Genomic DNA, 21,685 nt, shown 5'->3' with positions numbered 1-21,685 from the left:
GCTCTCTGCTCCTGCGCTTGCCGGGCGCGTGCGAGGCTCTCCAGGCGGGACGCCTGCCCGGGTGCCCCGGGATTGTCGGCAGGCAAGGTGTACTGCTGTGCCGACGATGCGGGCCTGTCAGTAGGCCCGGGACGGGCGTCGGTCTCTCGTTCGGACGCCTTGCCCTGTACATGGTCGCGACCACCGACGGCGTGACTTCCGCTGTCGTGTGATCGCGGATCTTTCTCCTGCGGCCCAGCCTGCCCGTTCTCGGGTTTGCCGGGGGCCGCCACGCGCTCAGTTCCGTTGTCGGTTTGCGGCGAGCCTGGTCTGTCGTCGCGCCGGGTGTCAGTCTGGGCGCCGCTGCCAGGAGCCTCGGTCTGCTGCGAACCGTTCTGCTCCTGACCCTGTCGGGCGCGTGCGAGGCTCTCCAGCCGGGACGGTCGTCCGGGCGAGCCAGGGTTGTCCGGCGGCGGTGCGGACGAGTGGTCGGAGGTCGTGGGGGCATCCGTGTTCTCGGTGCGGGTGTCGGTTCCGCCCTTGCTCTCCACGCCCACGCCGACGGACCTTTCCACGGGGGAGCACGAACCTGCCCGTCGCATGGTTCGCATGGTGTGTCCCATGACGCGCGGGGCTGACGCCCAGGCCACACCGGAACCTATGTAATCGCGCCGGTCCGGACTTTGCACGCGCCGATATTCTCTTCAGCTATCAGCACACACGTATTACTGGCATCTGCGAGGGGAAGGTCATCGTTTCGCTCATGAGATCAGATATGTCTGAACTATACGGCATTGGATGGACCCGCTTTCAAGCGATATGGCGATGTTCTTTTTATGTCGAGATGGGCGGATCTCTGCCTTGTGGCACGTCGCAGAAGGCGTCCCGGCGGTACTCCGGTCCACCGTCCCGGCCTCCTCTGACCTACGGCCTTGACAGAGCAAGCAGTACGAGCCGCGCGCCTGACCGAGACTCCCGCCCATGTTGTGCACAGGTGGACATGCCAACCGCCGACCCTTCACACGTCTCGGCGGACGACAGTGTCACGGACACGGCACCCGCCACTCGGCAATGGGCGCCGCGCCGATTCCGGCGCGCAGCTCGGCGTAGGTCTCGCCTCTTGTGCGGGTGGACCGGGGCATCGGAGCCTGCATGTCCGGAGGCAGGCGGCTGGTTCTGCCGGCGAGAGCCTGGTGGTGCTCAGGTCAGGGAGCTGCACCATAACCGCAGCGGAGCACGGTTCAAATGCATGTGATGCCGCCGGAGAGCGGGACGTTGGAGAGTCGGGCGGCAGCACTTTTGTTCGAGTTTCACAATGTGTCATACCTCTTGTTTCATGGCGGCGCGATGTGTGAAAGCTCATTGCTTCTGGGCGAGGTGTTCGCGGATCGTGATCAACGAGCGGGGACCTGATCCGGATACGCCAACCCAGGAGGTTACGGATGAGATCGGTCCGACACGGCGTCAGTCTCGTGGTCGGAATGCTGGCCGTACTGATGATGGGCCTGGCCACGGTTCCGGCCAGTGCGACGACCTCGACCTGGACTCTGAACGACATCGGACAGAAGTTCTGCGTCCCTGCCGGTGGCACGCAAAGCTACCTGCTGGTGCAGGTGAGCGGGACGTGGACGACCACCCTCAGGTACGGGGTCCGGAAGCTGCCGCCCGGATCGTCCAGTACCGAGGGGACGATTCAGCCCGGTAGCAACGACACGCACATCATCAACGGCTTCATCGGAGTCACGTACGCCGCTGCTCCGGCCGGCGACTACAACGCCGAGGTGTGGGCGACCGACGGCAAGGTCACCCAGACGGCACCGGTGCTGCTCCGCTATGGCAAGGGCTACGCCTGCTGGTGATCCGCCGCCCCTGAGACCCGGGGGCGAGCTCCGGAGGACGGCCCGGTGGTGCGCACCGCACAGTGCGCACCACCGGGCCGGTTCACGAGATGACACATGCCGTGTCGCGCGCGTCCCGCGAACTCACGTGACCGCAGTCAGCGCTGACGGGCTCGCGATGGAGACCGGCGCGGGCATCACCGCGGCCATGGCACGTTCACCGTGGGGCGGGCGGTCAGAATACGTAGCAGTCTGCGTATTGGAGTTGCCGGGCGGCGGTGAGGGCGGGAACTCGGCTGCCCGCGTTGCGGGTGACTTGCGCCGCTTCGGTCGGGTGTGGGGTGGTGCTCTTGCAGGAGACCGGCGAGCTGTGGCCCGACATCAGGTAGTCGCACCGTCCGTTGCGGTTGTCGGGCAGGCCGAGGGCGTGGCCGAGTTCGTGCGCGGCGATCCGGGGCGGGTAGAAGCCGTCGTCGACCGCCTCGCGTCCCATGTAGATCACGGCCCGGCCGAAGCCGTACATGTAGGTGCGCGGCCAGCCGTTGTCCGCGTACACCTTGACGGTCGCCTGCGACCCGGACGCGGGGACGAGCCGGATCGCAGGCACGGCCGCGTTCCACGCGGCGGCGCCCTCGTCGACGGCCGCTCTGAATTCCTGGGCGCCGCCGGCGTCGTAGTAGATCGTCCGGACGGCGGCCAGAGGCGCCGCCGACGCGGGCGCGGCGCTCAGCGCGGGCATCAGGAAGGCCAGGCCGAGAGTGACGAGCAGTGCCGTCGCGATCTTTCGGAACATGGGGGAACTCCTGCGGGGTGGGGACGGCGGTCAGCCGCCGGTTTTTCTGGTCGATCCAGGACAGGTCCGGTGTGACGTCGGTGTAGAGCGGGCGGTCGCCTCGGTGGCCGGTCGGCGAGTATCGGGGACTGCCGAAGCCCGCCGGCTGGCGGGTTGCCGTGGCAGGGCCCGGCGCCGAAGACGCGGACGTGGTTTGGGGTGCTGCCCGCAGCCGGCGCTGTTCGCCGGGCGGCCCGGTCTGGTCGATCTTCAGGAGATGCTGCAGAACGGCCGTCTCGTGCAGCGTCGGCCGAGCCGCTTCGTCGCGGCGTGGACTGCGCATCCTCTCCCCGTGGCACTGGACGGGTGTGGAGTGGGCGACGCAAGTCCCGCGGTGCCCGCCGGCGACGCGGCTTCGATAGCCGGCGGGATTAGTTGATCGACTATTTGCTCAGAATTTTGGGCCGAGGGTACGTTGTCGGCCAGATAAACGCATGGCCGCGCAACTCTCTGTGGGAAGCCTTGTGCTAATGTCCTCGTGGGATGCCGCGTCAACTGGAGAGTAGTTGAGAAGTACGCTTCCTTCTAGCGGATGAAAGGCTGTAGATATTCAATGTGAATTTCTAGGAGCATAGAATCCGCTGGTGTGCTGCGAGGTGTTTTCCCGGTCCTGTCGAACGGGGATGGCCTTGGCCAGGCGGCCGGCACGGTGCGGGCGGCAACGGAGCTCGTCGAGCTGGGCTTTCGCTCGCTCGCCGGGGCTGCACGGCCGTGCACGCGGGCGATGACGGGTCTGAACCGCCCCAACTCGATCAGTTCTGCCAAGTGCCGCATGACCTCCCGGCCGCTCGGTCGCATACCGCGAAGGATGTGACGTCGGCGCCGACCGCCTCCGCCACACCCGCGAACTCGGTTCCCAGGATTTTTCGCCGCGGCCGGAGAGGGCCGCTGACCGCCCGGATGACGAAGGGCTTGGCCGCCCGGTAGCCGCAATCCGTCCGATTGACCGTCGTCGCGTGCACCCTGACCAGGACGTCTTTGTCTCCGACCGAGGGTTTGTCCGCTCGGCGATCCGAACCACATCCGGCGGGCCGTATCGGGCATACACCGCTGCCTTCACAATGGGCACTCTGAGTCAGCGTTTCCGTGAGGCCGCCGCTCACCTCCGCCCCGGACGACCGCGCCGGCCTCGCGTCCCCGCGCCGCGGGGGAGAGAATCAGCGGGGTTCTTGTTATCCGTGGTGGTTCGGGAGGTCTGCAGAGGGATCGGCGAAGACTCCCTGGAGGACGAGGATGCGTGTGGGCACGGATGTGGACCTGCTGGTCCGGGCGGCGCAGGACGGGGACGCCGAGGCCCGGGAGCGGCTGGTCGCCGAGCATCTGCCGCTGCTCTACAACGTGGTCGGCTGGGCGCTCGGCGGTCACGCCGACGTGGACGACGTCGTCCAGGAGTCGGTGCTGCGCGCGCTCGGCGGGCTGCAGGGGCTGCGGGAGCCGGCGCGGTTCCGGTCGTGGCTCGTGTCCATCGCGATGAACCAGGTGCGCCGCCGCTGGTCGTCGCAGCGCGGCCGGACGCCGATGGATCCGCAGGCCATGGCGCAGGTGGCGGGCGCCGAGGGCGACTTCGCCGAGCTGGCCGTCCTGCGGCTGGAGCTGTCGGAGCAGCGCCGGGAGATCGCCGAGGCGACGCGCTGGCTGGACGCGGGCGAGCGCGAACTGCTCGCGCTGTGGTGGCTGGAGGCGTCCGGGCATCTGACGCGCAAGGAGCTGGCGGACGGGCTCGGGCTGTCGCCTCCGCACGCGGCCGTCCGGGTGCAGCGGATGAAGAAGCAGCTGGCGACGTGCCGCGCCGTGGTCCGGGTCGTGGGCGGGCGGCGTTGCGACGCGCTCGGCCGGGTGCTCGACGGGTGGGACGGACGGCCGTCCCCGCTGTGGCGCAAGCGGATCGCCAAGCACATCCGGGGATGCCGAACCTGCACCGCCCGCCACCGGGACCTCGCCCCGCCCGAGGCGCTGCTGGCCGGCCTCGTCATGGTGCCGCTGCCCGCCGGCTGGCCGGCGCACGCCGCCTCGGCCGCGCACGCCGCCTCGGCCGGTGCGAAGTCCCTGCTGGACGCGGGGAACACCGCGGCGAACGCGCAGGCCGGCGCCGGAAGCACCTCGGCGGCCGCGGCGAAGTCCTCGGCCGGGGCCGCGCCCTGGGTCGCGGGGGCCGCGGCGGTGGGCGTCCTCACCGCGGTCGTGTACTGGAGCCTGCCGGGGCCGTCCGACCCGGCGCCTCCCGCGCCCGATGCCGCGGCGCCCGTCCGTCCGGCGCCGTCGCGGACGCCGCCGCCCCGGCCCGAGGACGCGTCCGGCAAGGACCGGGTGGCGCCGCGGCCCACCCCCAAGACCGTCGAGCAGCAGGTCGTGGCGCTGGTCAACAAGGAGAGGTCCGCCGCGGGGTGCGGCCCGCTGCGCGTCTCGCCCGCCCTGCACCGGGCCGCGCAGCGGCACTCGGCCGACATGGCGGCCCGCCGCGTCCTCGACCACCGCGGCGCCGGCGGCGACGACCCGGGGGACCGGATCACCGCCGCCGGGTTCCGCTGGAGCGTGTGGGCGGAGAACATCGCGCGCGGCCAGGCGACCCCGCCCGCCGTCGTGGACGGCTGGATGAACAGCCCCGGCCACCGCGCCAACATCCTCAACTGCCGGCTCGCGATGGTCGGGATCGGGGTCGTCCGCGGCGCCGGAGGACCCTGGTGGACGCAGGTCTTCGCGACGCCGCGGTGATCAGCGGGCGGTCCCGAACACCTGCGTCCAGTACGGCCCGCCCGACATCACCACGCCGACACCGATCTCGGCGAACTTGCAGTTCAGGATGTTCGCCCGGTGGCCGGGGCTGTTCATCCAGGACTTCATCACGCTCGCCGGCGTCGGCTGCCCCTTGGCGATGTTCTCGCCGTAGGTGGACCAGCGGTATCCGGCGGCGGTGATCCGGTCGCCGGGGTCCTTGCCGTCGGGGTTGGTGTGGTCGAAGAAGCCCCGCCGCGCCATGTCGGCCGAGTGCCCCTGCGCCGCCTTCGTCAGCCGCGAGTCGGCCGTCAGCGCGCGGCATCCCTGCTTGGCGCGCTCCTTGTTCACCAGCGCGATGACCTGCGCGGCGGCGCCCCCGGAGACCGGCGCGGGCGCCTTGGTCCGGGCGGGCGCGGGCTTGGCCGGACGCTTCTGGCTCCTGCGCGGCGCCGGCGTGCCGGGCTTCGCGGTCTTCCGCGACGCCTTGCGGCTCACCTTCGGACTGGGAGTCCCGGTCGGCGACGGCTCCGCCGCGTCCGGGAGCCCGGACGGGGAGGCGGCGGGGGAGACCGTGGAGCCGCTCGCGGCCGGGGCGGTGCCGGAGCCGCCGTCGAACGCGCCGCTCGCCATCCCGGCGATCCCGCCGATCACCAGCAGCCCCGCCGCGCCCGCGGCCGTCCACGCCGCCGCGCGCCCGGACACCGTCCGCTGCTGCCGCCGCCGCGGGCCCGGCCCTCCGCTCGTGGGGGGAATGGGGTTGCTCATGGCGCTGCCACGTCCTCTCTCGTCGGGTGTCTGTAGATACGGTGCAGACCCCCGCCAGGACGGGCGATAACACAAAAAATCTAGATACTTCGGATTGGGCGGCGCCGGATCAGTGCCGACGCCCCATGGCAAGCCGGTCCCTCCGTACGGGAGGAGATCAGAAACGGCCCGGTCGCCTGTCCGGTGGGCCTTGCCGTGCGCGGCCGGCCCGGGTCCGGATCATCCGTGCGATATCGGGGAAGGAGTGATGGCGACCCGCGGACGAGCGTCCCGTCCCGGCCCCGGTGCTGACCGGGACGATCGCGACATCTAAGGTCATATGGAGGACGACGACCGGGCTTCGCCCACCGGACGGTGCGGGGAGCCCGCTTGATTCTGGGGCGGCAGGATGAAGGTCAAAGAGATCATGACGAGCCCGGTCATCACCGTGGACCGGGACGTGCCCGTGCCCGACGTCGCGGCCCTGCTGCGCGCCCGCCGCATCAGCGCCGTCCCCGTCGTCGACGACCACGGCGCCGTCGTGGGCCTGGTCAGCGAGTACGACCTGCTGGCCCGCGCGGGGGAGACCGCCGCGGACGTGATGACGACCGGCGTCATCAGCGTCACCGAGGACACCGACGTCGAGGAGGCCCGCCACCTGCTCCTGGAGCGCCGCATCCGCCGCGTCCCGGTGCTGTCGGGCCGCGACCTCGTCGGCATCGTCGCCCGCTCGGACGTCATGGCGCTGCTGACCACCGAGTGGGCGTGCGCGGTCTGCGGCGAGGTCGTCCGCGGCGAGCACGCGCCGGCGCGCTGCCCGAAGTGCCACGCCACCGCCGACCGGTTCGCCCAGCAGGAGCCCCTCCCGGGAGCCTGAGGACGCCGATACGGTGGCCTCGTGAGCGAGAGCTACCTGCTGATCCTGGGCGACCGCGACGCCATCGCGTGGGTGCTGGACGAGGAGCGGACGGCCTTCCCCGCCACCGCGCGGGCCGAGGTCGACCGGCTCGCCGCCGGCGACGAGCTGCTGATCTACGCGACCCGCGGCGCCTTCGGCAACCCGACCCGCGACCGGGGCCGCGTGATCGGCCACGCCGTCGTCACGTCCGCCGTGTCGCCGCTGGACGAGCCGGTCGTGTTCGGGGAGCGCGAGTATCCGCGCGGCTGCGAACTCCGCGTCGAGTCACTGGCCCCCTGGGGGCAGGGCGTGGAGCTGCGTCCGCTGGTGGAAAGGCTCGATGCGTTCCCCGACCCCCGCAGCTGGAGCGTCCATTTGCGCCGCCCCCTGCTGCGCCTTCCGAAATCGGACGCCGACTTCCTCCTGGACGCCCTGCGCCCCCTCACCGGATCGCTGCCCCAGCACGTCGACGGCTACAAGGAAAAGGCCGCCCGCGCCAAGTCGGCGAAGTAGGCCGTCACTCGACGACGCGTTTGGTCATCCCTTCGGCCTCCGGGTCGATCCCCCAGGAGAAGACCGTGCGGGGATGGATGCGGATGATGTCGTCGCCGAAGTGCGACCCGTCCGAAGCCTTCACGACGGCCTGCTCGGCGCGTCCCCGGATCTCGATCCCGCGCACCCGCCACGGCTGGACGGAGGCCAGGTCGTCCACGACGAACGCGACCTGGTCGTTGTAGCGGAGGTTCCGGTATTTGCGGCTCTTGGCGAGGTTCCAGCCCCGGATATCGATGGTGCCCGTCTCGGCGTTGTAGGTGAACCCGACCGGGTTGTTCTGCGGATCGCCCTTGGGGCCCACGGTGGCGAGCCGCCCCAGCCGCTGCGTTGACAGGTATTCGCGTTCGACATCTGTGAGGCTCATGCCGTCCACCCTGCGACCTCAACCAAGCTTGAGGTCAAGTGCGGCGATGACGTTCCGGAGCCGGGGCGACATCTCGTCCGGCAGCCCGTCCACGGGGAACCAGCGCGCCTCGAGGATCTCCGCGGCGTCCAGCTCCAGCCGCCCGCCGACGACCCGCGCCTCGTAGTAGACCTCGACCCGGTGCCGGAAACCGCTGGCGAGCCCCAGCGGCGGCCCGGCGACCTCCACCTCCAGGGCCGTCTCCTCCCGCACTTCCCGGGCGACCCCGTCCTCCAGCCGCTCACCGGCGTTGACGTACCCGCCGGGCAGCCCCCACGCCCGGTACGGGGGCCACAGCCGGTGCCGCAGCAGCAGGATGCGCCCCCGCTCGTCCCGGACCATCCCGCCCGCGTACACCAGGAACGTCTGATGCCGGAGCCGCGCGAGCCGCCACTGCGCCCGCCCGCCGAGCCGCCGCCACACCGGCGCCGCCCAAGCCCCGAACCGCCCGCGCACCCGGCGCGCCGCACCGAACGGGATCTTCATTACCAAGATGCTAGCCCCCGCGGCCCGCCCCGGCGCGCGGTCCGCGTCCCGCGCCGGGCGCCGGGAGCGGACACCGCTGAGACGGCATCCCGAGCCGGCCGCGATGACGCGCTTCAGGGCGTGTAGCCGGCTTCGGCCAGGCGGTGGGCGGCTCGGGCCCGTTCCTCCTCGGTGAAGAGGGCGGCGAAGCGGGGGTCGGCGACGTGGGCCTCCACGGACAGGTCCAGGCGCTTGCGGGCGTGCAGGGCCGCGAAGCCGTCGGAGACGTGCGGCGAGGCGAGGAGGCGCTTGGCCGCTTCCACGCCGCCGTGTTCGGTGACCATGCTCAGGAACGCGGACGCGTTGTGGTCGGCCTCGGTCCTCGTGCGCGCGTAGAGCACCAGCATGGCGCTGTGGAACTCGGCGGCGAGCTTCGGGTCCTCCGGCTCGCCGGGCGCGGGCTTCTCCGGCGGCCGGGCGGTGCCGACCTCGTCCATGAACCAGTCGAGCGCCTCGATGAAGTGCGTGATGCCGTCGCCGGAGAGCACGCCGATCGGGATGCCGGGGCGCTTTGCCAGGCGGTCCTCGGGGATGTCGACGCCGTCGATGCGGTTGAGGCGCCGGCGGAGCTCGTCGCGGCGCGCCTCGTCGTCGAAGGGGGGACGCTTGGCGAGGTGCTGGAAGACGACCTCGATGGTGGCGCTGCGCGGGTAGAAGACGACCGGCCAGATCCAGCCGCGGGCGTCCTTGGGGTCCTGCAGCCACGGGTAGCAGCTCGTGTCGGCCTCACCGCTCCCGTAGTCGAGGTTGCCGCCCTTCCCGCTCCAGTGCTCGAGGACCCGCGTGGCCAGCTCCACCGTCTCGGCCCCGTGGACGGAGAGCTGGTCCGCGAAGCGCTTGCGGAGGGCGTCCCGGTCGTCTTCCGGGTCCTCCGGGGCGTCCATGCCGATGAGCTTCGCCAGGGACTTGGCCGCCAGCCGCCGGCCGGGATCGGCGGCGCCGCCGCCGGAGAAGGACACGCCTTCGGCCTCCAGGACGGCGCGGGGGGTGTCGGTCCGGTCGTCCGGCCAGCGGAACGACGGCGAGACCGCGCCCTCGGAGGTCAGGACCCGGTGCGCGTTCTCCAGGCCGGGACGGGACGCCATGTAGCTCCCCACGGCGGCCGGGGTGGAGCCGATGACGGTGGCCAGGTCGCCGAACGTCGTCCAGGAGCCGGTGGGCAGCTCGGCGAGCAGGCGCCGGAGCTGGACCCAGGTGCGGCGCTCGTCCTCCAGGTCGGAACCGCCGGGGAGCGGCGCCGGCCAGAGCGCGACGCAGCGTTCGGTCAGCGCCTCGGCGCGGGCGAGGATCTGCGCCTTGCCCCAGCGGGGCGCGTCGGCGATCTCGCGGTTCAGGTGCAGCGCACTGGCGTCGAAGATCTCCTGCTTGCGCTGGAACGGGTGGTTGGACAGCTTCGAGTTGTCGCCGGTCAGGGTGAGGTTGCCGAGGGTGTGCAGGAGCTCGGCGTGCAGCTCGGCGGGGCCGTCCTCGTCGGTCACCTCGGGGGACAGCAGGTCCAGCCAGTCCTGCGTGACGGTCTGCGGCATCACGTGCTCGATCGTGAGCTTGGCCGCCGCGAAGTCGACCGGCTCGCTGGACTCGTAGCTCTGCTCCAGGCGCTTCAGGACGAAGAAGCGCTGGTTCGGGCGGCCGGACCAGTAGAACGGCCTCGTCCGGATCGCGGTGCGGAGCTGCTCGTCGGACGGCCAGTAGCGGCGCTCCCCGGAGAGGTAGCGGTGCACGGCCTCGTCGATCGGGCGGTCCGCCTCCAGCTCCTTCGGCGCGCTGTTGAGGATGCGGTTCAGGTTGTTGGTCGGGATTCCGGCGATCATCCGGCGGACGAGGAAGCTCTCGACGTAGGAGAGGGCGCGGGCGACCTGCGCGGCGGTGGCCTTCCCGTGGTCGAGCAGGTCGAGCATGTGCAGCGCGATCGGGAAGGTGATCTGCCCGCCCCATTCCTGCAGCCGCAGAAGGGCGGCCCGGAGCTCGGCGTCCGTCTCGCGGGCCGGTTCGATGACGCGCATCAGGAGCCGCCCGCGCCGGTAGAGCTCGGCGATCTCCCCTTCCAGCGCCTTCTCGCCGCCCTGGTGGACGATCTCGCCGAGGCGCTTCTGCTGGGCGCGGTAGATCTCGCTCTGCTTGGCCCGGTAGTCGCCGCGGATGATCAGATCGAGCCAGGCCAGGAGCTCCAGATTGCCCGCGCCGAGTTCCTGCTGCATGGGCAGCCAGATCTTCGTGTAGACGCGCTCGCCGATCGTCGGCAGCAGCATGAACACGTAATTGCGGAGAAGGTCGGTCTGGCTCAGCTTGACGCCCGTGTTGTTGAGCGACTCGAAGATCCGGTAGACGTTGTCGCCGTGCTCGGCGGTGATCTCCACCACGGAGAGCCGGCCGCGGATGACGGTCTCCAGCCGCTTGAGCGCGTCCACGTCGCCGTCGGGGTCGTAGTCGATCAGCGCCTGCTTGAAGAACCGGTAGGCGGCGCCGATGCCGTCGCTGCCGCCCGCGCTCGGCTCGCTCTCCACACAGGCGGTGAACGCCGCGCGGTCGGCCTGGGTGGGCAGCAGGCGGAAGTGCTCCAGGTCGTCGCGGTACTCGTTGACGAGGTACTGCTTGTGGATGCGCCCCGCCTCGCGCGGCGCGATGTCGCGGAGCCGGTCGCGCAGCGCGCAGCACGCCAGCATCAGCGTCGTCAGCCGCTGCTGCCCGTCGACGACCAGCCACCGCTGGATGTCCCCGGCCGACATCGTGCCCGGCGCGAGGACGACCGAGCCGATGAAATGCGCCGGCCGGTCCTCCCCGGCCTCGATGATCTCCGCATGCTCCAGGACGTCCGCCCACAGCCGCGCCCATTCCCGCTGCCCCCAGCTGTAGGTGCGCTGGTACAGCGGAACCTGGAACTGCTTCTCGCCCTCGATGAGCTTGAAGAACGCGACTTCATGAGCCTGCATGGGGGTTGCCTTCCCGAATTTCTGTGTTATGAGATGAACGTCAATATGAGCGCGTAATCGTGCCGGTATTGCCCCAGTCGCGATAAGTGGCGGAGTAGAGGGAATGGAAGGTGAGGTCCGTCCGGATCTGGCTCCACAGATCGATGTCCAGTTGCCGGGGCAGGTGATCGCGACCGGTGACCAAGGTGTAGGTGACCTTGGTGGAGCCGCCGCCGAACGCTTGGTAGAAGGGAGCGGTAGGTCCGTCCGAGGCGAGCGGTCCGCCCGCTGCCGTGCCGCGGTAGGTGATCGTCCCGGTGTCCGTGCTGCGGCGGATCGACGGCGTCTTCCGAAGTAGTCCCAGAATGTTGTACGGAGACGTCACCCACCTCACCTCTGCTGCCGTCCAGACAAGAGGGTCATGGTCCGTACTGAGGGAGGCTGCGTCGGTGGGATTACACGTCTTCGGACTCGAGCGGAAATAAGCGCAGTTGTCCACGATGATTATCCGTGGTCCCGAGGTACCGTCGTACAGGCCCTCGGCGAGGTCGGTCCGCACCGTCAGATCGTAATTGGTGCTCCTGCCCGGCCGGTAATAGAGCCTGCCGTGGGATTCGAACGAATCCGCGCTCTGGTCCATGCCGCCCTCCACGGTGAAGGCGGCGCTCTTCCGTTCGGAGACCGCCGCCTGGACTGCTGCGCCGATGGCTGCCGGAGTCGTGGGCGGCCCGGTGCGCGATGCGGCGGACGAGGTCTGCGTCTGCCGGGTGCGTGCCGTCGGACGCACCGTGCCGGCGGTCTTGGTGGCCACGGCGACACCGGGTTGGTCGCGGGAATTGTCGCTGAGGGCTATCGCCACAGTTCCAGTGAGCAAGACCACCGCCGCCAAGACGGCGACCACGAGAGCGGTGCGGTGGAGCCCAATCCGCCCGGCAGGGGTGGTTGTTCCCTGGAGTTCGACCGTGGTCCAGCGGGCGGTGCGGGCGCCGGTGAGGGTCACGTCGTCGGCCGCGGCCAGGGCGCGGCCTTGGGCCAGCGCCTCGGGGGCGGCTATCGGGCCATGGGAGTGTTCCAGCAGGCGGAGCAGGACGTCGCGGCTCTGCGGGCGCTTGGCCGCATCCTTGTGCAGGGCCTGGGCCACGAGCTCGCGCAACGGACCGGTCAGACCGCCGAGGTCGGGCTTTCCCTTGACGATTCGGTTCATCACGGCGGGGATGGTGTCCTGGCCGTAGGGCGGGCGGCCGTTCGCGGCGTAGGCGATGGTCGCGCCCCAGGCGAAGACGTCGGCGGCGGGGGCGACGGTCTCGCCGGCGAGCTGCTCCGGGGCCATGTAGGACGGGGTGCCGATGACCGTGCTGGATGCGGTCACGGTGGCGTCCAGGAAGCGGGCGACGCCGAAGTCGATGACGCGGGGACCGTCCGGGCCGATCAGGACGTTGCCGGGTTTGAAGTCGCGGTGGACGATGCCCGCCTGGTGGATCGCGGCGAGCGCGGTCGCCGTGCCGATCGCGAGCCGGTACAGGGCGGGGCCTGCCTGCGGGCCCTTCTCCTCGACCAGTTCGCGGAGGGACGGGCCGTCGATGAACTCGGTGACGACGTACGGGAGGCCCTCGTCCTCGCCGGCGTGCAGGATCTCGGCCGTGCAGAACGAGGCGACCTTGCGGGCCGCCGAGATCTCCTTGAGGAAGGCGTCGCGGGAGCCGCCGCGGTCGTGCAGGACCTTGACGGCGACCCGCTCGCCGTCCTCGCCCTCGGCGAGGTAGACGACGCCCTGGCCGCCCTCGCCGAGCCGCTCGATCAGCCGGTGGCCGCCGATGCTCTCGGGGTCGCGCGAGGTGAGCGGCTTGCGGGCGGTCATGCCCGCCCGCCGTGGCGTGGTGCCGACGGGGGATGCACGAGGGGGAACCGGCCCTTTCTGGCGTGCCGCGACGGCGGCGGGCGGCGTGCGCCGCCGACGTGTCCGGACGGCCGCCGGTACGGGGCGGTCGCGTGAACTCGATCAACGCGAAGATTAGCAGCCGTGCCGGGATGAGGGTAGCGGGCGTCCCGCCCAGACGGCGACAAAGCGTGATTTAGCGGCAGGTGACCGCTAGTGGCCGTGCGTGCTCCGCGGCGGACACCCGTGCAGGTCACCGCCAGGATGGGGAGAACGCCGAACATAGATCATTGTTGATTCAATCAACAGTCATTTTGAGTTTTGATGACGAAAGTCAGTGGACCGCGTTACCTTGTCGTCGAGCGATGGAGGCAGCGGGAGGCGGGGCGACATGGGGCACGGGGTCCGGTGCGGAGACTGCGAGGGCGGGACCGCGCCCTTCGGGCCGCTCGGTGAACTGGCAGGTGACCTGACCGAGCTGGAGGACGTGGCGCTGGCGGCGGTGTCGGCCGAGGACGTCCGGGAGCTCCTGCGGCACGGGCCGCCCGAGTTCCAGCGCGCCGTACTCGACGTCGTGCGCCTCGGCGGAGGCAAGAAGATGCCCGCCGGGGCGCCCGAGCAGGTGCTGCGCACCATGCGGCACGGCGACCAGCGGCGCAGAGGGCGCCTGCGCCGGCTCTTCGAGGCGTGCTTCGTGCACGACTTCGGGAACGCCGACGAACTCGGCGCGGACGACTGCGCGAAGCTCCTCGGCGCGGACACGGCCGCGGACGTACTGGAGCGGGCTCCCAGGCTGCGCACGCTGCTGGCGTGGGACGCTCCCGTCGCACTCGTGCGCTGGGGGCTGGTGCGGGCCGTCATGGAGGACCGTCCGCTCGCGGTGGTGGCGCTCGGCCTGCTGGCGGCGGAGCCGGCGGAGAGGACGCCCGGGGTGCGGGCCGTGTGGGAGGCGCTCAGGGAAGTGCATCCCGGGCTGCCCGAAACCCCCGTCGGCCTGCTGGAGCTGAGGGCGATCGCCGCCGGGGAGCAGTCCGCCGCCCCCGAGCCGGAGCAGCTCGAAGCGCAGCTCGACGAGCTGCGCACGCGTTTCGCGAGCGCGGCGGACGCGGCGGAGCGCGTCGCCGGGCATCTGCGGGACGGCCGGCGGCCCGACGACGGCGACCTGGTAGTCGTCCAGTGCGTCGCCACCGGGTTCGACGGTCTCGCCGCGCGGATCCTCCCCGAGGAGCGGCCGGTCGAGCTGGACGAGCTGTCGGCGGCGGTCCGGGCCATGCTGCAGGCCGGCCGCAGGGACGACCGGGTCCGCGCCCTGCGGCGCGTCGAAGGGCCCGAGTCCGAGGCCGAGCTGCTGGCGGAGGTGCGGCGGGCGGCGGACGACGGGGACGCCGATCTGGCCGTGCTCGCGGAGCTGATCCAGGTGCGGGCTGACGACCGGCTGCGCGCACCCGCCCTGGCGGAGCGCGCGCGTGCGGAGCTGCCCGAGCGCTGGCACCGCCTCATCGACGTGGCGCTGATGGGGGAGCTCGCGATCGGAGAAGCCCCCGGCGAGCCCGCACGGGAGGAGACCCCCGCCCCAGTCCAAGAGCCTGCCCCGGCCCAAGAGCCCGCCCCGGCCCAAGAGCCGTCCGCAGTCCGAGAGCCCGGTCCGGGCCAAGAGCCGTCCGCAGTCCGAGAGCCCGGCCCGGCCCGAGAAGCCGGCCCGCCGGACGCGCCGGAGCCGGCCGACGATCCCGGCCACGTGGTCGAGGTGCCGGCTCCCCGGGAGGCGCCGAAGGACGAGACCGCCCCCGACCAGGATGAGCTCCATGCCCTCGACGCCTTCCTCCGAGAGGCGGCCGGAGCCGAGCCGCAGCCCCCGGCGGCGCGCACCGGGCACCGGCGCGACCGGACCGCCCGCCCCGCCGGAGAGGAGCCGGAGGAGCCGGAGACGCCGCAGGCCCCGCAGCCGCCCGCGGAGACGGACGAGCTGGTCGCCGCCGAGGCCGCCGCGCTGCGCGACCGGCGGTTCGGGCTGGCGGGCTGGCTGCGCGAGGCGGCCGGGCGGCCGGACGCCGAGGCCGCCGCCCGCTGGTGCGCGGCGCTCGCCGGCGAGATGGGCGTGTACGCGGGGGCGCTGTCGGCCGAGTTCGCCGCCGCGTCCCGGGAGCTGGACGCCAAGGCGCTCGCCGACGACCCGGCGGGCGGGCTGCTGGCGTGGGCGGCGGCGATCCGGGCGGGCCTCGTGTATCCGGAGACGGCGCGCGTGGTGGAGTGCCTGAACGTCGTCGTGTCCGGGCAGCCCGTCCTCAAGGAGTGCGGTGAGGCGTTCGCGCAGGCGGCGCGGGCCGGGGTCTACCTGGGGCCCGGCATGGACGGCTGGATCCGCGGCGCCGCCGAGCTGGCGCAGGCCCGCGACGCCGCGTCCAGGGAGGCGGCCCGGCTGCTGGAGGAGGCCCCGCACCGCACCGTCAAGCTGGCCCGCGCGACCGAGGTGTGGAAGGCGCTGCTGTCGGCGGACGGCGAGGTCCGGCGGCTGCTGCGGCCGGCCGCCGAGGACGACGCGGCGCGGGCCGGGGAGGTGGCGGCGGAGGTCGTCCGGCTGCGCGGCGGCGCCGGCGTCGACCGGCTGATCGACGAGACCGACGGGCGGGTCAACAGCCCCAAGAAGGGCAGGCCGATCATCGCGGGGGCGCGCCGGCGGCTGCGCGAGCGGATCGACGGCGCGCTCGGCGCGGCCGGGCGCTGGGCGGCGGCGGTGAAGGAGCACGAGGACGCCGCGTCCGGCGACCGCGACTGGCGGGTGGCGCCGCTGCGGCAGCTGCGCGACGCCGTCGCCGGGCGGCGCGCGGAGATCGACGCGGCGCTCGCCGCGTCGGCGGGCACCGCGGGCGAGGCGGCCGCGGACGCCGCGCGCCACCTGCTCGGCGGCGCGTTCGCGCTGCTGGACGGGGAGCGGCCGGCCGAGACCGAACCGCCCGCCGCGCACGTCCTCAACCGGGACCTGCTCGCGGCCGCCGGCCTCGCGCTCGACCCGCGCACGCTGCGGCCCGCCCGGGACGCCGCCCTGGCGGAGCTGGCGGCGGTCGCGCACGCCGGGCCGCCCGACTGGGAGAAGGTGTTCGAGGCGCGGGCCGCGCGGCTCGACCACGGCGGCACGCGGGCGGTCGTGTCCGTCCTGGAGGCGCTCGACCCGGAGGCCGCCGCCCGGCTCCGGGAGCGCCGCGGCGAGCTGGTCCGGGACGCCCGCGCCGGGCGCGACGAGAGCGTCGAGGAGCTGCGCGACCTGATCGCGATGTCGCGGCGGGACGGGCTGCTCACCGAGGGCGAGGAACGCGAGGCCGAGGAGGCGGTCCGGCTGCTCACCGCCGGCGACCGGGACGACTTCGACCGGATCGGGCGCGAGCTCGGCGCGCTGCGCGCCCGGCTGGAGGAGCGGTGCGAGGCGAGCGTCCGGGCGGCGCGCGAGGCGCTGGCCGAGGCGCGGCGGGCCGGCGGCCTGCGCGCGGCCGACGCCGAGCGCGTCGAAGAGCGCATCGAGCGCCGCGACCTGACGACCGCGCGCGAGTTCATCGCGCAGCTGCAGGCCGGCAAGCAGCTCCCGGAGAAGGCGGAGAGCCCCGACTTCGAGCGCTTCTACCCCGCGTTCCCGGACGCGTTCCACCGGCACTCCCGGCAGACCGGCAAGCGCGCCCGCAAGCAGGAGACCAGCGGGTACATCGACGCGCTGAAGGACGCGCTGATCGCCGGCCGGGACGTCGCCGAACCGGAGCTGTACGGCCTGCTCGCCGGCGCCGGCGCCGATATCCCGCAGATGCGCGAGGCGTCCCGCCGGGTCGCGGGCGAGGGGCTGCGCAAGTGGCTGAACCTGCGCGAGGGCCGCAGCAAGACGCCGGGGAACCTGCGCTCGCTGATCGGCGCGGTCCTCAAGATGATCGGGCTGGAGGGGACGCAGGGCGGCGCCGACCAGGGGCCGGACCGGATGTGGATCGTCCTGGACGAGGTCCGGCACGTCGGCTCGGCCGGCGGGGCGCTGCTGCCGGCCTTCGGGTCGCAGAAGAGCCCGTCGGGCGGGCGGCTGCGGCTGCTGCTGCACTGGGGGCGCCCCGGCCCGCAGCAGCTGGCCGACCTGCTGGGCGGGCAGCCCGAGGGCGAGACCGTCCTGGTGCTGTACTTCGGCGTCCTGTCCGCGGACGACCGCGCGCAGCTCGGCGAGGCCGCACGGAGGCGCCGCGCGCCGGTCTCCGGGGTCCTCGACGACGCCGCGATCGCCTACCTGGCGTGCCGGCCGCAGGACTGGTCGGTCGCGGTCGCGCTGATGGCGCCGTTCACCGCCACCGACCCCTACACCCCGGCCGGGGACGTCCCGGAGGAGATGTTCTACGGGCGGTCCGAGCAGCTCCGCAAGGTCACCGACCGCAGGGGCCCGTCGTTCGTGTTCGGCGGGCGGCAGCTCGGCAAGTCGGCGCTGCTGCGCAAGGCCGAGCGCGATCTGGCCGCCGACCCGAACCGCACGGTGATCCTGGAGACCATCCAGACGGTCGGGAAGGTCCGGTCGATATCGCTGTGGCCGATCCTCGGCGACAAGCTCGCCAACGCCGGCGTCGTGCGGGCCGGGCTCACGGGCCGCGACCAGGTGATCGACGCGGTCCGGCGCTGGGCGGACGCCGACCGGAACCGGCAGCTGCTCATCCTGCTGGACGAGGCCGACGCCTTCCTCAACCGGGACGCCGAGCGGGGCCGCTTCGAGGACGTCACCGCCCTGCGCACCCTCATGGAGGACACCGGCCGCCGCGTCAAGGTGGTGTGGGCGGGCCTGCACCAGACCGCGCGGTTCCACGGCCTGCCGAACCAGCCGCTGACGCAGCTCGGCGAGCCCATCGCGATCGGCCCGCTGGACCCGCAGGACGCGTTCGACCTGCTCGTCCGCCCGCTCGCCACGCTCGGGTACACCTTCCCCGAGATGCTCGCCGCGCGGGTGATCGCCGAGGCCAACAACGCGCCGGCGCTCGTGCAGCTGTTCGCCGGGAAGCTGCTCGCCCTGCTGCGGGAGACGCCGCGGACCCTCCCCTACGAGATCACCCGGGAGGACGTGGCGGAGGTCTGGCGCGACCAGAAGCTCCTGGACGGCTTCCAGAAGCGGTTCGACGACACCCTCACCCTCGACAAGCGCTACAAGGTCATCGCCTACACGGTGGCGCTGCACGCGCTCGACGACGGCGCCGCCGGCGAGGCGCTCACCGTCCGGCAGCTGCTGGAGGAGTGCCGGTACTGGTGGGCGCGCGGGTTCGAGGACTGCAGCGGCGACGACTTCCGCAGCCTGCTCGCCGAATGCGTCAACCTCGGCGTCCTCGGCGAGGACGGCGGCCGCTACCGGCTGCGCACCCCGCACGTGCTGCGGCTGCTCGGCGGCGTCCGCGAGATCGAGAACGTGCTGGAGAACGCCGCCGACTTCGACGACCCCGACGAGTTCGACGCGCACTCCTACCGGATGCCGCACCTGGCCGGTCCGGACCGCGCGCCGCTCAGCATCGGGCAGATCACCGGGCTGCTGCGGCCGGGCCGGCTCGTCCACGTGGTCGCCGGGTCGCCGGCGCTGCACGCCGAGCGGGTGGCGGCGTCGCTGCAGGCCATGCCGTCCGGCCGGGCCGACCTGGAGATCCGGGTCGTCCGGCCGGGGGAGGGGACGTTCGACAGCGCGGTGCTGCGCGCCCGCCGGCACCCCGGCCACGACGTCATCGTCGTCGACCTGCACGCGGCCCGCGACGGCGAGCAGTTCGAGCGGCGGTTCGCCGAGGCGCGGCACGCGGTCGCCGACACCGCCGGGGAGGGCACCCTGTCCGTCGTGCTGGTCGCCGGCCCCGCCTCCGCCGCGGGATGGCTCCGCCGCGCGGCCGACGACGACGTCGAGCTGGTGCCGCTGCGCCGCTTCGACGCGCCCGCGATCCGGCAGTGGATGCTGGAGGACTCGCTGGGCTTCCCCGACGACGCCGGGCAGCGCGAGCTCCTCCGGCGCACCGGCGGCTGGCCGACGCTGGCCGGGCGCGTCGTCACCGCCGTCGCCGGACGCGACCGCGACCAGGTCCTCGACGACGTGCTGCGGCAGGTGCGCGCCAGGCCGGAGGCGCTCCTGGACGACACCGGCGTCCGCGCCGACCCGTGCCTCGCGGCCGCGTGGCGCGTGCTCGTCCAGGAGGACGACCGCGGCACCGCCGACGACCTCGCCGCCCTCCTCGCCCTCTACGGCGAGGACGAGACGCCCGGGCTCACCCCCGCGGACCTGCGCGGCCACGGCTACGGCGACCCGGGGGACCTGGTGGAGGCGCTGCGGGTGCTCGGCGCGCTGGAGGCCGCGGACGGCCTCCTCGGCTGCGAGCCCGTCCTCGCCGACGCCGCCCGGCGGGCGGCCGCGGGATGACCGCCGCCGGCGGCGCGGAGGCCGGGCCGGCCCTCGCGCCGGACGCGCTCGCGGCGGTGCTGCGCGCGGTGGCGCTCGCGGTGCTGGAACGCCCGTCCGCGGCCCGCCTCGCGTCCGATCCCGCCGTGCTGGCCGCGGAGCGCCCGGCCCTGCTGCTGGACGCGGTCGAGCGGTTCCCGGCGCTGCGCGCCCGCGCCGCCGAGCGGCTCGGGGACGCCGGCGGCGAGGCACGCGCGCTGGCCGCCGTCCTGCTGCACCCCGACACCGGCGTCGTCCGGGCCGGGCTGGGCTGGATCCGGCGCCGCGACCGGGCCGCCGAGCGCGCGGAGCGCGACGCCGGGCGCGCCGCCCGCCGCATCGACCACCTGCGCGGGCGCGTCAGGACCGAGCAGGGGCGCCTCGAATACGCGCGCCGCGACGCGCGCGAGGCGTCCGAGCGGCTCGCCGCGACCCGGGAGGCGCTCGCGGAGCAGGAAGAGCGCGCGGACGCCCTGACCCGGCGGCTGGCGACCGAGCGGCACCGCTGGGCGGACCCGCGCGCCCTGGCGGCGGCCCTCCTCGCCGCACTGGAGAACCCCTCCTCCGCACACCGCAGCGCCGGCCCGGCGGCCCGTGCCGCCGGCATCGACGACCCCGGGAAGGCCCTCGCCTTCCTGCGGGCGCTCGTGGATCCGGCGCCGCCGCCCGCGGCCGTCACCGAACTGGGCCTGCGGGTCGTGCCGCTCGGCGGGGACACGCACATCGGCGGCTCCTGCGTGCTCGTCGAGGCCGGCGGGACGCGGATCCTCGTGGACGCCGGGCTGCGCCCCGGCGACCGCGCCGAGCCGCCCCGCGACATCGGCCGCGCTCTCGGCGGATCGCTGGACGCGGTCGTCGTCACCCACGCCCACAACGACCACTGCGGCTACGTGCCCGCCCTGGTCGCCCGCCGCCCCGGCCTGCGGGTGCTCGCGTCGCCGGAGACCGCGGCGCTCATGCCGGTGATGTGGGCCGACACCGCGAAGGTCCTCGCGGCGCGGGAGCGCGGCCGGGCCCGCTGGGGCGACGCCGGCGACGTCCTCTACGGGCCGCCGGAGGTGGATGCCGCGGCCCGGCGGTGCGAGGAACTGCCGTTCGGGGCGCCGCGCCGGATCGGGGCGCTGACCGTCGAGCTGTTCCCCGCCGGGCACATCCTGGGCGCGGCCGGGGCGGTGGTGCGCGCCGGGGACCGCCGCGCCGTCATCACGGGCGACATCTCGGGCTTCCGGCAGGAGACGGTCGGCGGCTGCGCCGTGCCCGAGTCCGCCCGCGGCGCCGACCTGCTCGTCATGGAGTCGACCTGCTGCACCGAGGACCACGACGACCGCGACATGCGGGTGGACGAGCTGGTGCGCGCGGTCGCCGACGTCCACCGGGGCGGCGGCCGGGTCCTGATCCCCGCGTTCGCGCTGGGCCGCGCCCAGGAGATCGCGCTGATCCTGCGGCGGCACCTGCCGGACGTGCCGGTCCGGCTGGACGGCATGGCCGCCGAGCTGGCCCACGTGTTCGAGTCCCTGGACCCGGCGCTGCGCGTGTTCGGCGGCGCCGCCGCGGTCGCGAACCGCCCCGCCGAGCTGGACGCCTTCCGCACCGGGGTCGTCATCTCCACGTCCGGCATGCTGACGGGCGGGCCGGCCGTCCAGTGGGCGGGCCGGATCCTCCCCGAACCGGGCAGCGCCCTGTTCATCTCCGGATACCAGGACGAGGAGTCCCCGGGCCGGGCGCTGCTCGACCTCGCGGAAAAGGGCGGGGAATTCTTCCTGCCCGGGCACGGCCGCGGGACCGCCGTTCCGGTGCGCGCCCGCGTGGCGACGGTCCGCCTTTCCGCGCACGCCGACCGCCGCGGTCTTCTCGGCGTCGCCGACGAGGTCGCGGCGCGGGAGGTGATGCTCGTCCACGGGATTCCCGGGCGGCAGCGCACGTTCGCCGAGACCCTCCGCGTCCGGGGCGCCCGGCCGGTCGCGACCGGTCCCTGGCGCCCGGACGGCCGCAGTTGACC

At 73.3% G+C, this 21,685-nt stretch carries 13 protein-coding genes; 6 read left to right on the top strand and 7 right to left on the bottom strand.

Annotated elements, in window-relative coordinates:
• Window positions 1-1,460 precede the first annotated feature (1,460 nt).
• Entirely contained in the window at window positions 1,461-1,838 is a 378-nt protein-coding gene (locus ABTW95_RS13830; protein WP_396450266.1) for a DUF5980 family protein, read from the top strand.
• 214 nt (window positions 1,839-2,052) lie between these two features.
• Here ABTW95_RS13830 and ABTW95_RS13825 read toward each other — a convergent pair whose 3' ends face one another.
• Window positions 2,053-2,610, bottom strand: coding sequence for a snapalysin family zinc-dependent metalloprotease (locus ABTW95_RS13825; protein ID WP_396450268.1), 558 nt, complete (start codon window positions 2,608-2,610; stop codon window positions 2,053-2,055).
• A gap of 791 nt (window positions 2,611-3,401) precedes the next feature.
• The gene (locus ABTW95_RS13820) at window positions 3,402-3,752 is read right to left on the bottom strand and encodes an alcohol dehydrogenase catalytic domain-containing protein (RefSeq protein ID WP_500226419.1); all 351 of its coding nucleotides are present in this window, start codon (window positions 3,750-3,752) and stop codon (window positions 3,402-3,404) included.
• Between the two features lie 136 nt (window positions 3,753-3,888).
• On the opposite strand from ABTW95_RS13820, the gene ABTW95_RS13815 reads away from it, so the two are divergent.
• Complete coding sequence (locus tag ABTW95_RS13815) at window positions 3,889-5,361, top strand: sigma-70 family RNA polymerase sigma factor (protein ID WP_500226418.1); 1,473 nt, start codon at window positions 3,889-3,891, stop codon at window positions 5,359-5,361.
• On the opposite strand, the gene ABTW95_RS13810 is transcribed toward ABTW95_RS13815, so the two are convergent.
• Window positions 5,362-6,129 carry a CAP domain-containing protein gene (locus tag ABTW95_RS13810; protein ID WP_500226417.1) on the bottom strand — a complete coding sequence of 256 codons (768 nt, stop codon included), beginning with the start codon at window positions 6,127-6,129 and terminating at the stop codon, window positions 5,362-5,364.
• A 406-nt stretch (window positions 6,130-6,535) separates the two neighbouring features.
• Between ABTW95_RS13810 and ABTW95_RS13805 the strand changes: the two genes are divergently transcribed.
• Both ABTW95_RS13805 and ABTW95_RS13800 read left to right on the top strand, forming a co-directional pair.
• Window positions 6,536-6,985, top strand: a complete 450-nt coding sequence (locus ABTW95_RS13805) for a CBS domain-containing protein (protein WP_500226416.1) — start codon at window positions 6,536-6,538, stop codon at window positions 6,983-6,985.
• 21 nt (window positions 6,986-7,006) lie between these two features.
• Window positions 7,007-7,519: a hypothetical protein gene (locus tag ABTW95_RS13800; RefSeq protein WP_500226415.1), complete on the top strand. Its 513-nt coding sequence runs from the start codon at window positions 7,007-7,009 to the stop codon at window positions 7,517-7,519.
• A gap of 4 nt (window positions 7,520-7,523) precedes the next feature.
• Here the strand turns inward: ABTW95_RS13800 and ABTW95_RS13795 are convergent, their stop codons facing one another.
• The 4 genes from ABTW95_RS13795 to ABTW95_RS13780 all read right to left on the bottom strand — a co-directional run bounded on the left by ABTW95_RS13795 (window position 7,524) and on the right by ABTW95_RS13780 (window position 13,256).
• Window positions 7,524-7,925: a PPOX class F420-dependent oxidoreductase gene (locus ABTW95_RS13795; RefSeq protein WP_500226414.1), complete on the bottom strand. Its 402-nt coding sequence runs from the start codon at window positions 7,923-7,925 to the stop codon at window positions 7,524-7,526.
• Window positions 7,926-7,943: 18 nt separating this feature from the next.
• Entirely contained in the window at window positions 7,944-8,450 is a 507-nt protein-coding gene (locus ABTW95_RS13790) for an NUDIX domain-containing protein (RefSeq protein ID WP_396450281.1), read from the bottom strand.
• Between the two features lie 113 nt (window positions 8,451-8,563).
• Window positions 8,564-11,419 (bottom strand): GmrSD restriction endonuclease domain-containing protein, encoded by a 2,856-nt coding sequence (locus ABTW95_RS13785; RefSeq protein ID WP_500226413.1) that lies wholly within the window; start codon window positions 11,417-11,419, stop codon window positions 8,564-8,566.
• Between the two features lie 40 nt (window positions 11,420-11,459).
• Complete coding sequence (locus tag ABTW95_RS13780) at window positions 11,460-13,256, bottom strand: serine/threonine-protein kinase (protein WP_500226412.1); 1,797 nt, start codon at window positions 13,254-13,256, stop codon at window positions 11,460-11,462.
• Window positions 13,257-13,665: 409 nt separating this feature from the next.
• On the opposite strand from ABTW95_RS13780, the gene ABTW95_RS13775 reads away from it, so the two are divergent.
• A complete protein-coding gene (locus tag ABTW95_RS13775; protein WP_500226411.1) occupies window positions 13,666-19,668 on the top strand; it encodes a hypothetical protein in 6,003 nt (2,000 codons plus the stop codon).
• The gene (locus ABTW95_RS13770) at window positions 19,665-21,683 is read left to right on the top strand and encodes an MBL fold metallo-hydrolase (RefSeq protein WP_500226410.1); all 2,019 of its coding nucleotides are present in this window, start codon (window positions 19,665-19,667) and stop codon (window positions 21,681-21,683) included. Before ABTW95_RS13775 ends, ABTW95_RS13770 begins: the two co-directional genes overlap by 4 nt.
• The last annotated feature ends 2 nt before the right edge of the window (window positions 21,684-21,685 follow it).

Origin of the sequence: Spirillospora sp. NPDC127506 (genome assembly GCF_040302145.1) — a bacterium.
In the GTDB taxonomy this organism is placed as follows: domain Bacteria; phylum Actinomycetota; class Actinomycetes; order Streptosporangiales; family Streptosporangiaceae; genus Spirillospora.
The sequence above is the reverse complement of the archived record's forward strand: the minus strand, read 5'-3'. Positions and strand labels throughout refer to the sequence as shown.

What these genes read in the sequence shown, in the direction of transcription:
- ABTW95_RS13830 (WP_396450266.1), top strand. Translation starts at nt 1,461, where the DNA reads ATGCTGGCCGTACTGATGATGGGCCTGGCCACGGTTCCGGCCAGTGCG.
- ABTW95_RS13825 (WP_396450268.1), bottom strand. Translation starts at nt 2,610, where the DNA reads ATGTTCCGAAAGATCGCGACGGCACTGCTCGTCACTCTCGGCCTGGCC.
- ABTW95_RS13810 (WP_500226417.1), bottom strand. Translation starts at nt 6,129, where the DNA reads ATGAGCAACCCCATTCCCCCCACGAGCGGAGGGCCGGGCCCGCGGCGG.
- ABTW95_RS13805 (WP_500226416.1), top strand. Translation starts at nt 6,536, where the DNA reads ATGACGAGCCCGGTCATCACCGTGGACCGGGACGTGCCCGTGCCCGAC.
- ABTW95_RS13795 (WP_500226414.1), bottom strand. Translation starts at nt 7,925, where the DNA reads ATGAGCCTCACAGATGTCGAACGCGAATACCTGTCAACGCAGCGGCTG.
- ABTW95_RS13790 (WP_396450281.1), bottom strand. Translation starts at nt 8,450, where the DNA reads ATGAAGATCCCGTTCGGTGCGGCGCGCCGGGTGCGCGGGCGGTTCGGG.
- ABTW95_RS13785 (WP_500226413.1), bottom strand. Translation starts at nt 11,419, where the DNA reads ATGCAGGCTCATGAAGTCGCGTTCTTCAAGCTCATCGAGGGCGAGAAG.
- ABTW95_RS13780 (WP_500226412.1), bottom strand. Translation starts at nt 13,256, where the DNA reads ATGACCGCCCGCAAGCCGCTCACCTCGCGCGACCCCGAGAGCATCGGC.
- ABTW95_RS13775 (WP_500226411.1), top strand. Translation starts at nt 13,666, where the DNA reads ATGGGGCACGGGGTCCGGTGCGGAGACTGCGAGGGCGGGACCGCGCCC.
- ABTW95_RS13770 (WP_500226410.1), top strand. Translation starts at nt 19,665, where the DNA reads ATGACCGCCGCCGGCGGCGCGGAGGCCGGGCCGGCCCTCGCGCCGGAC.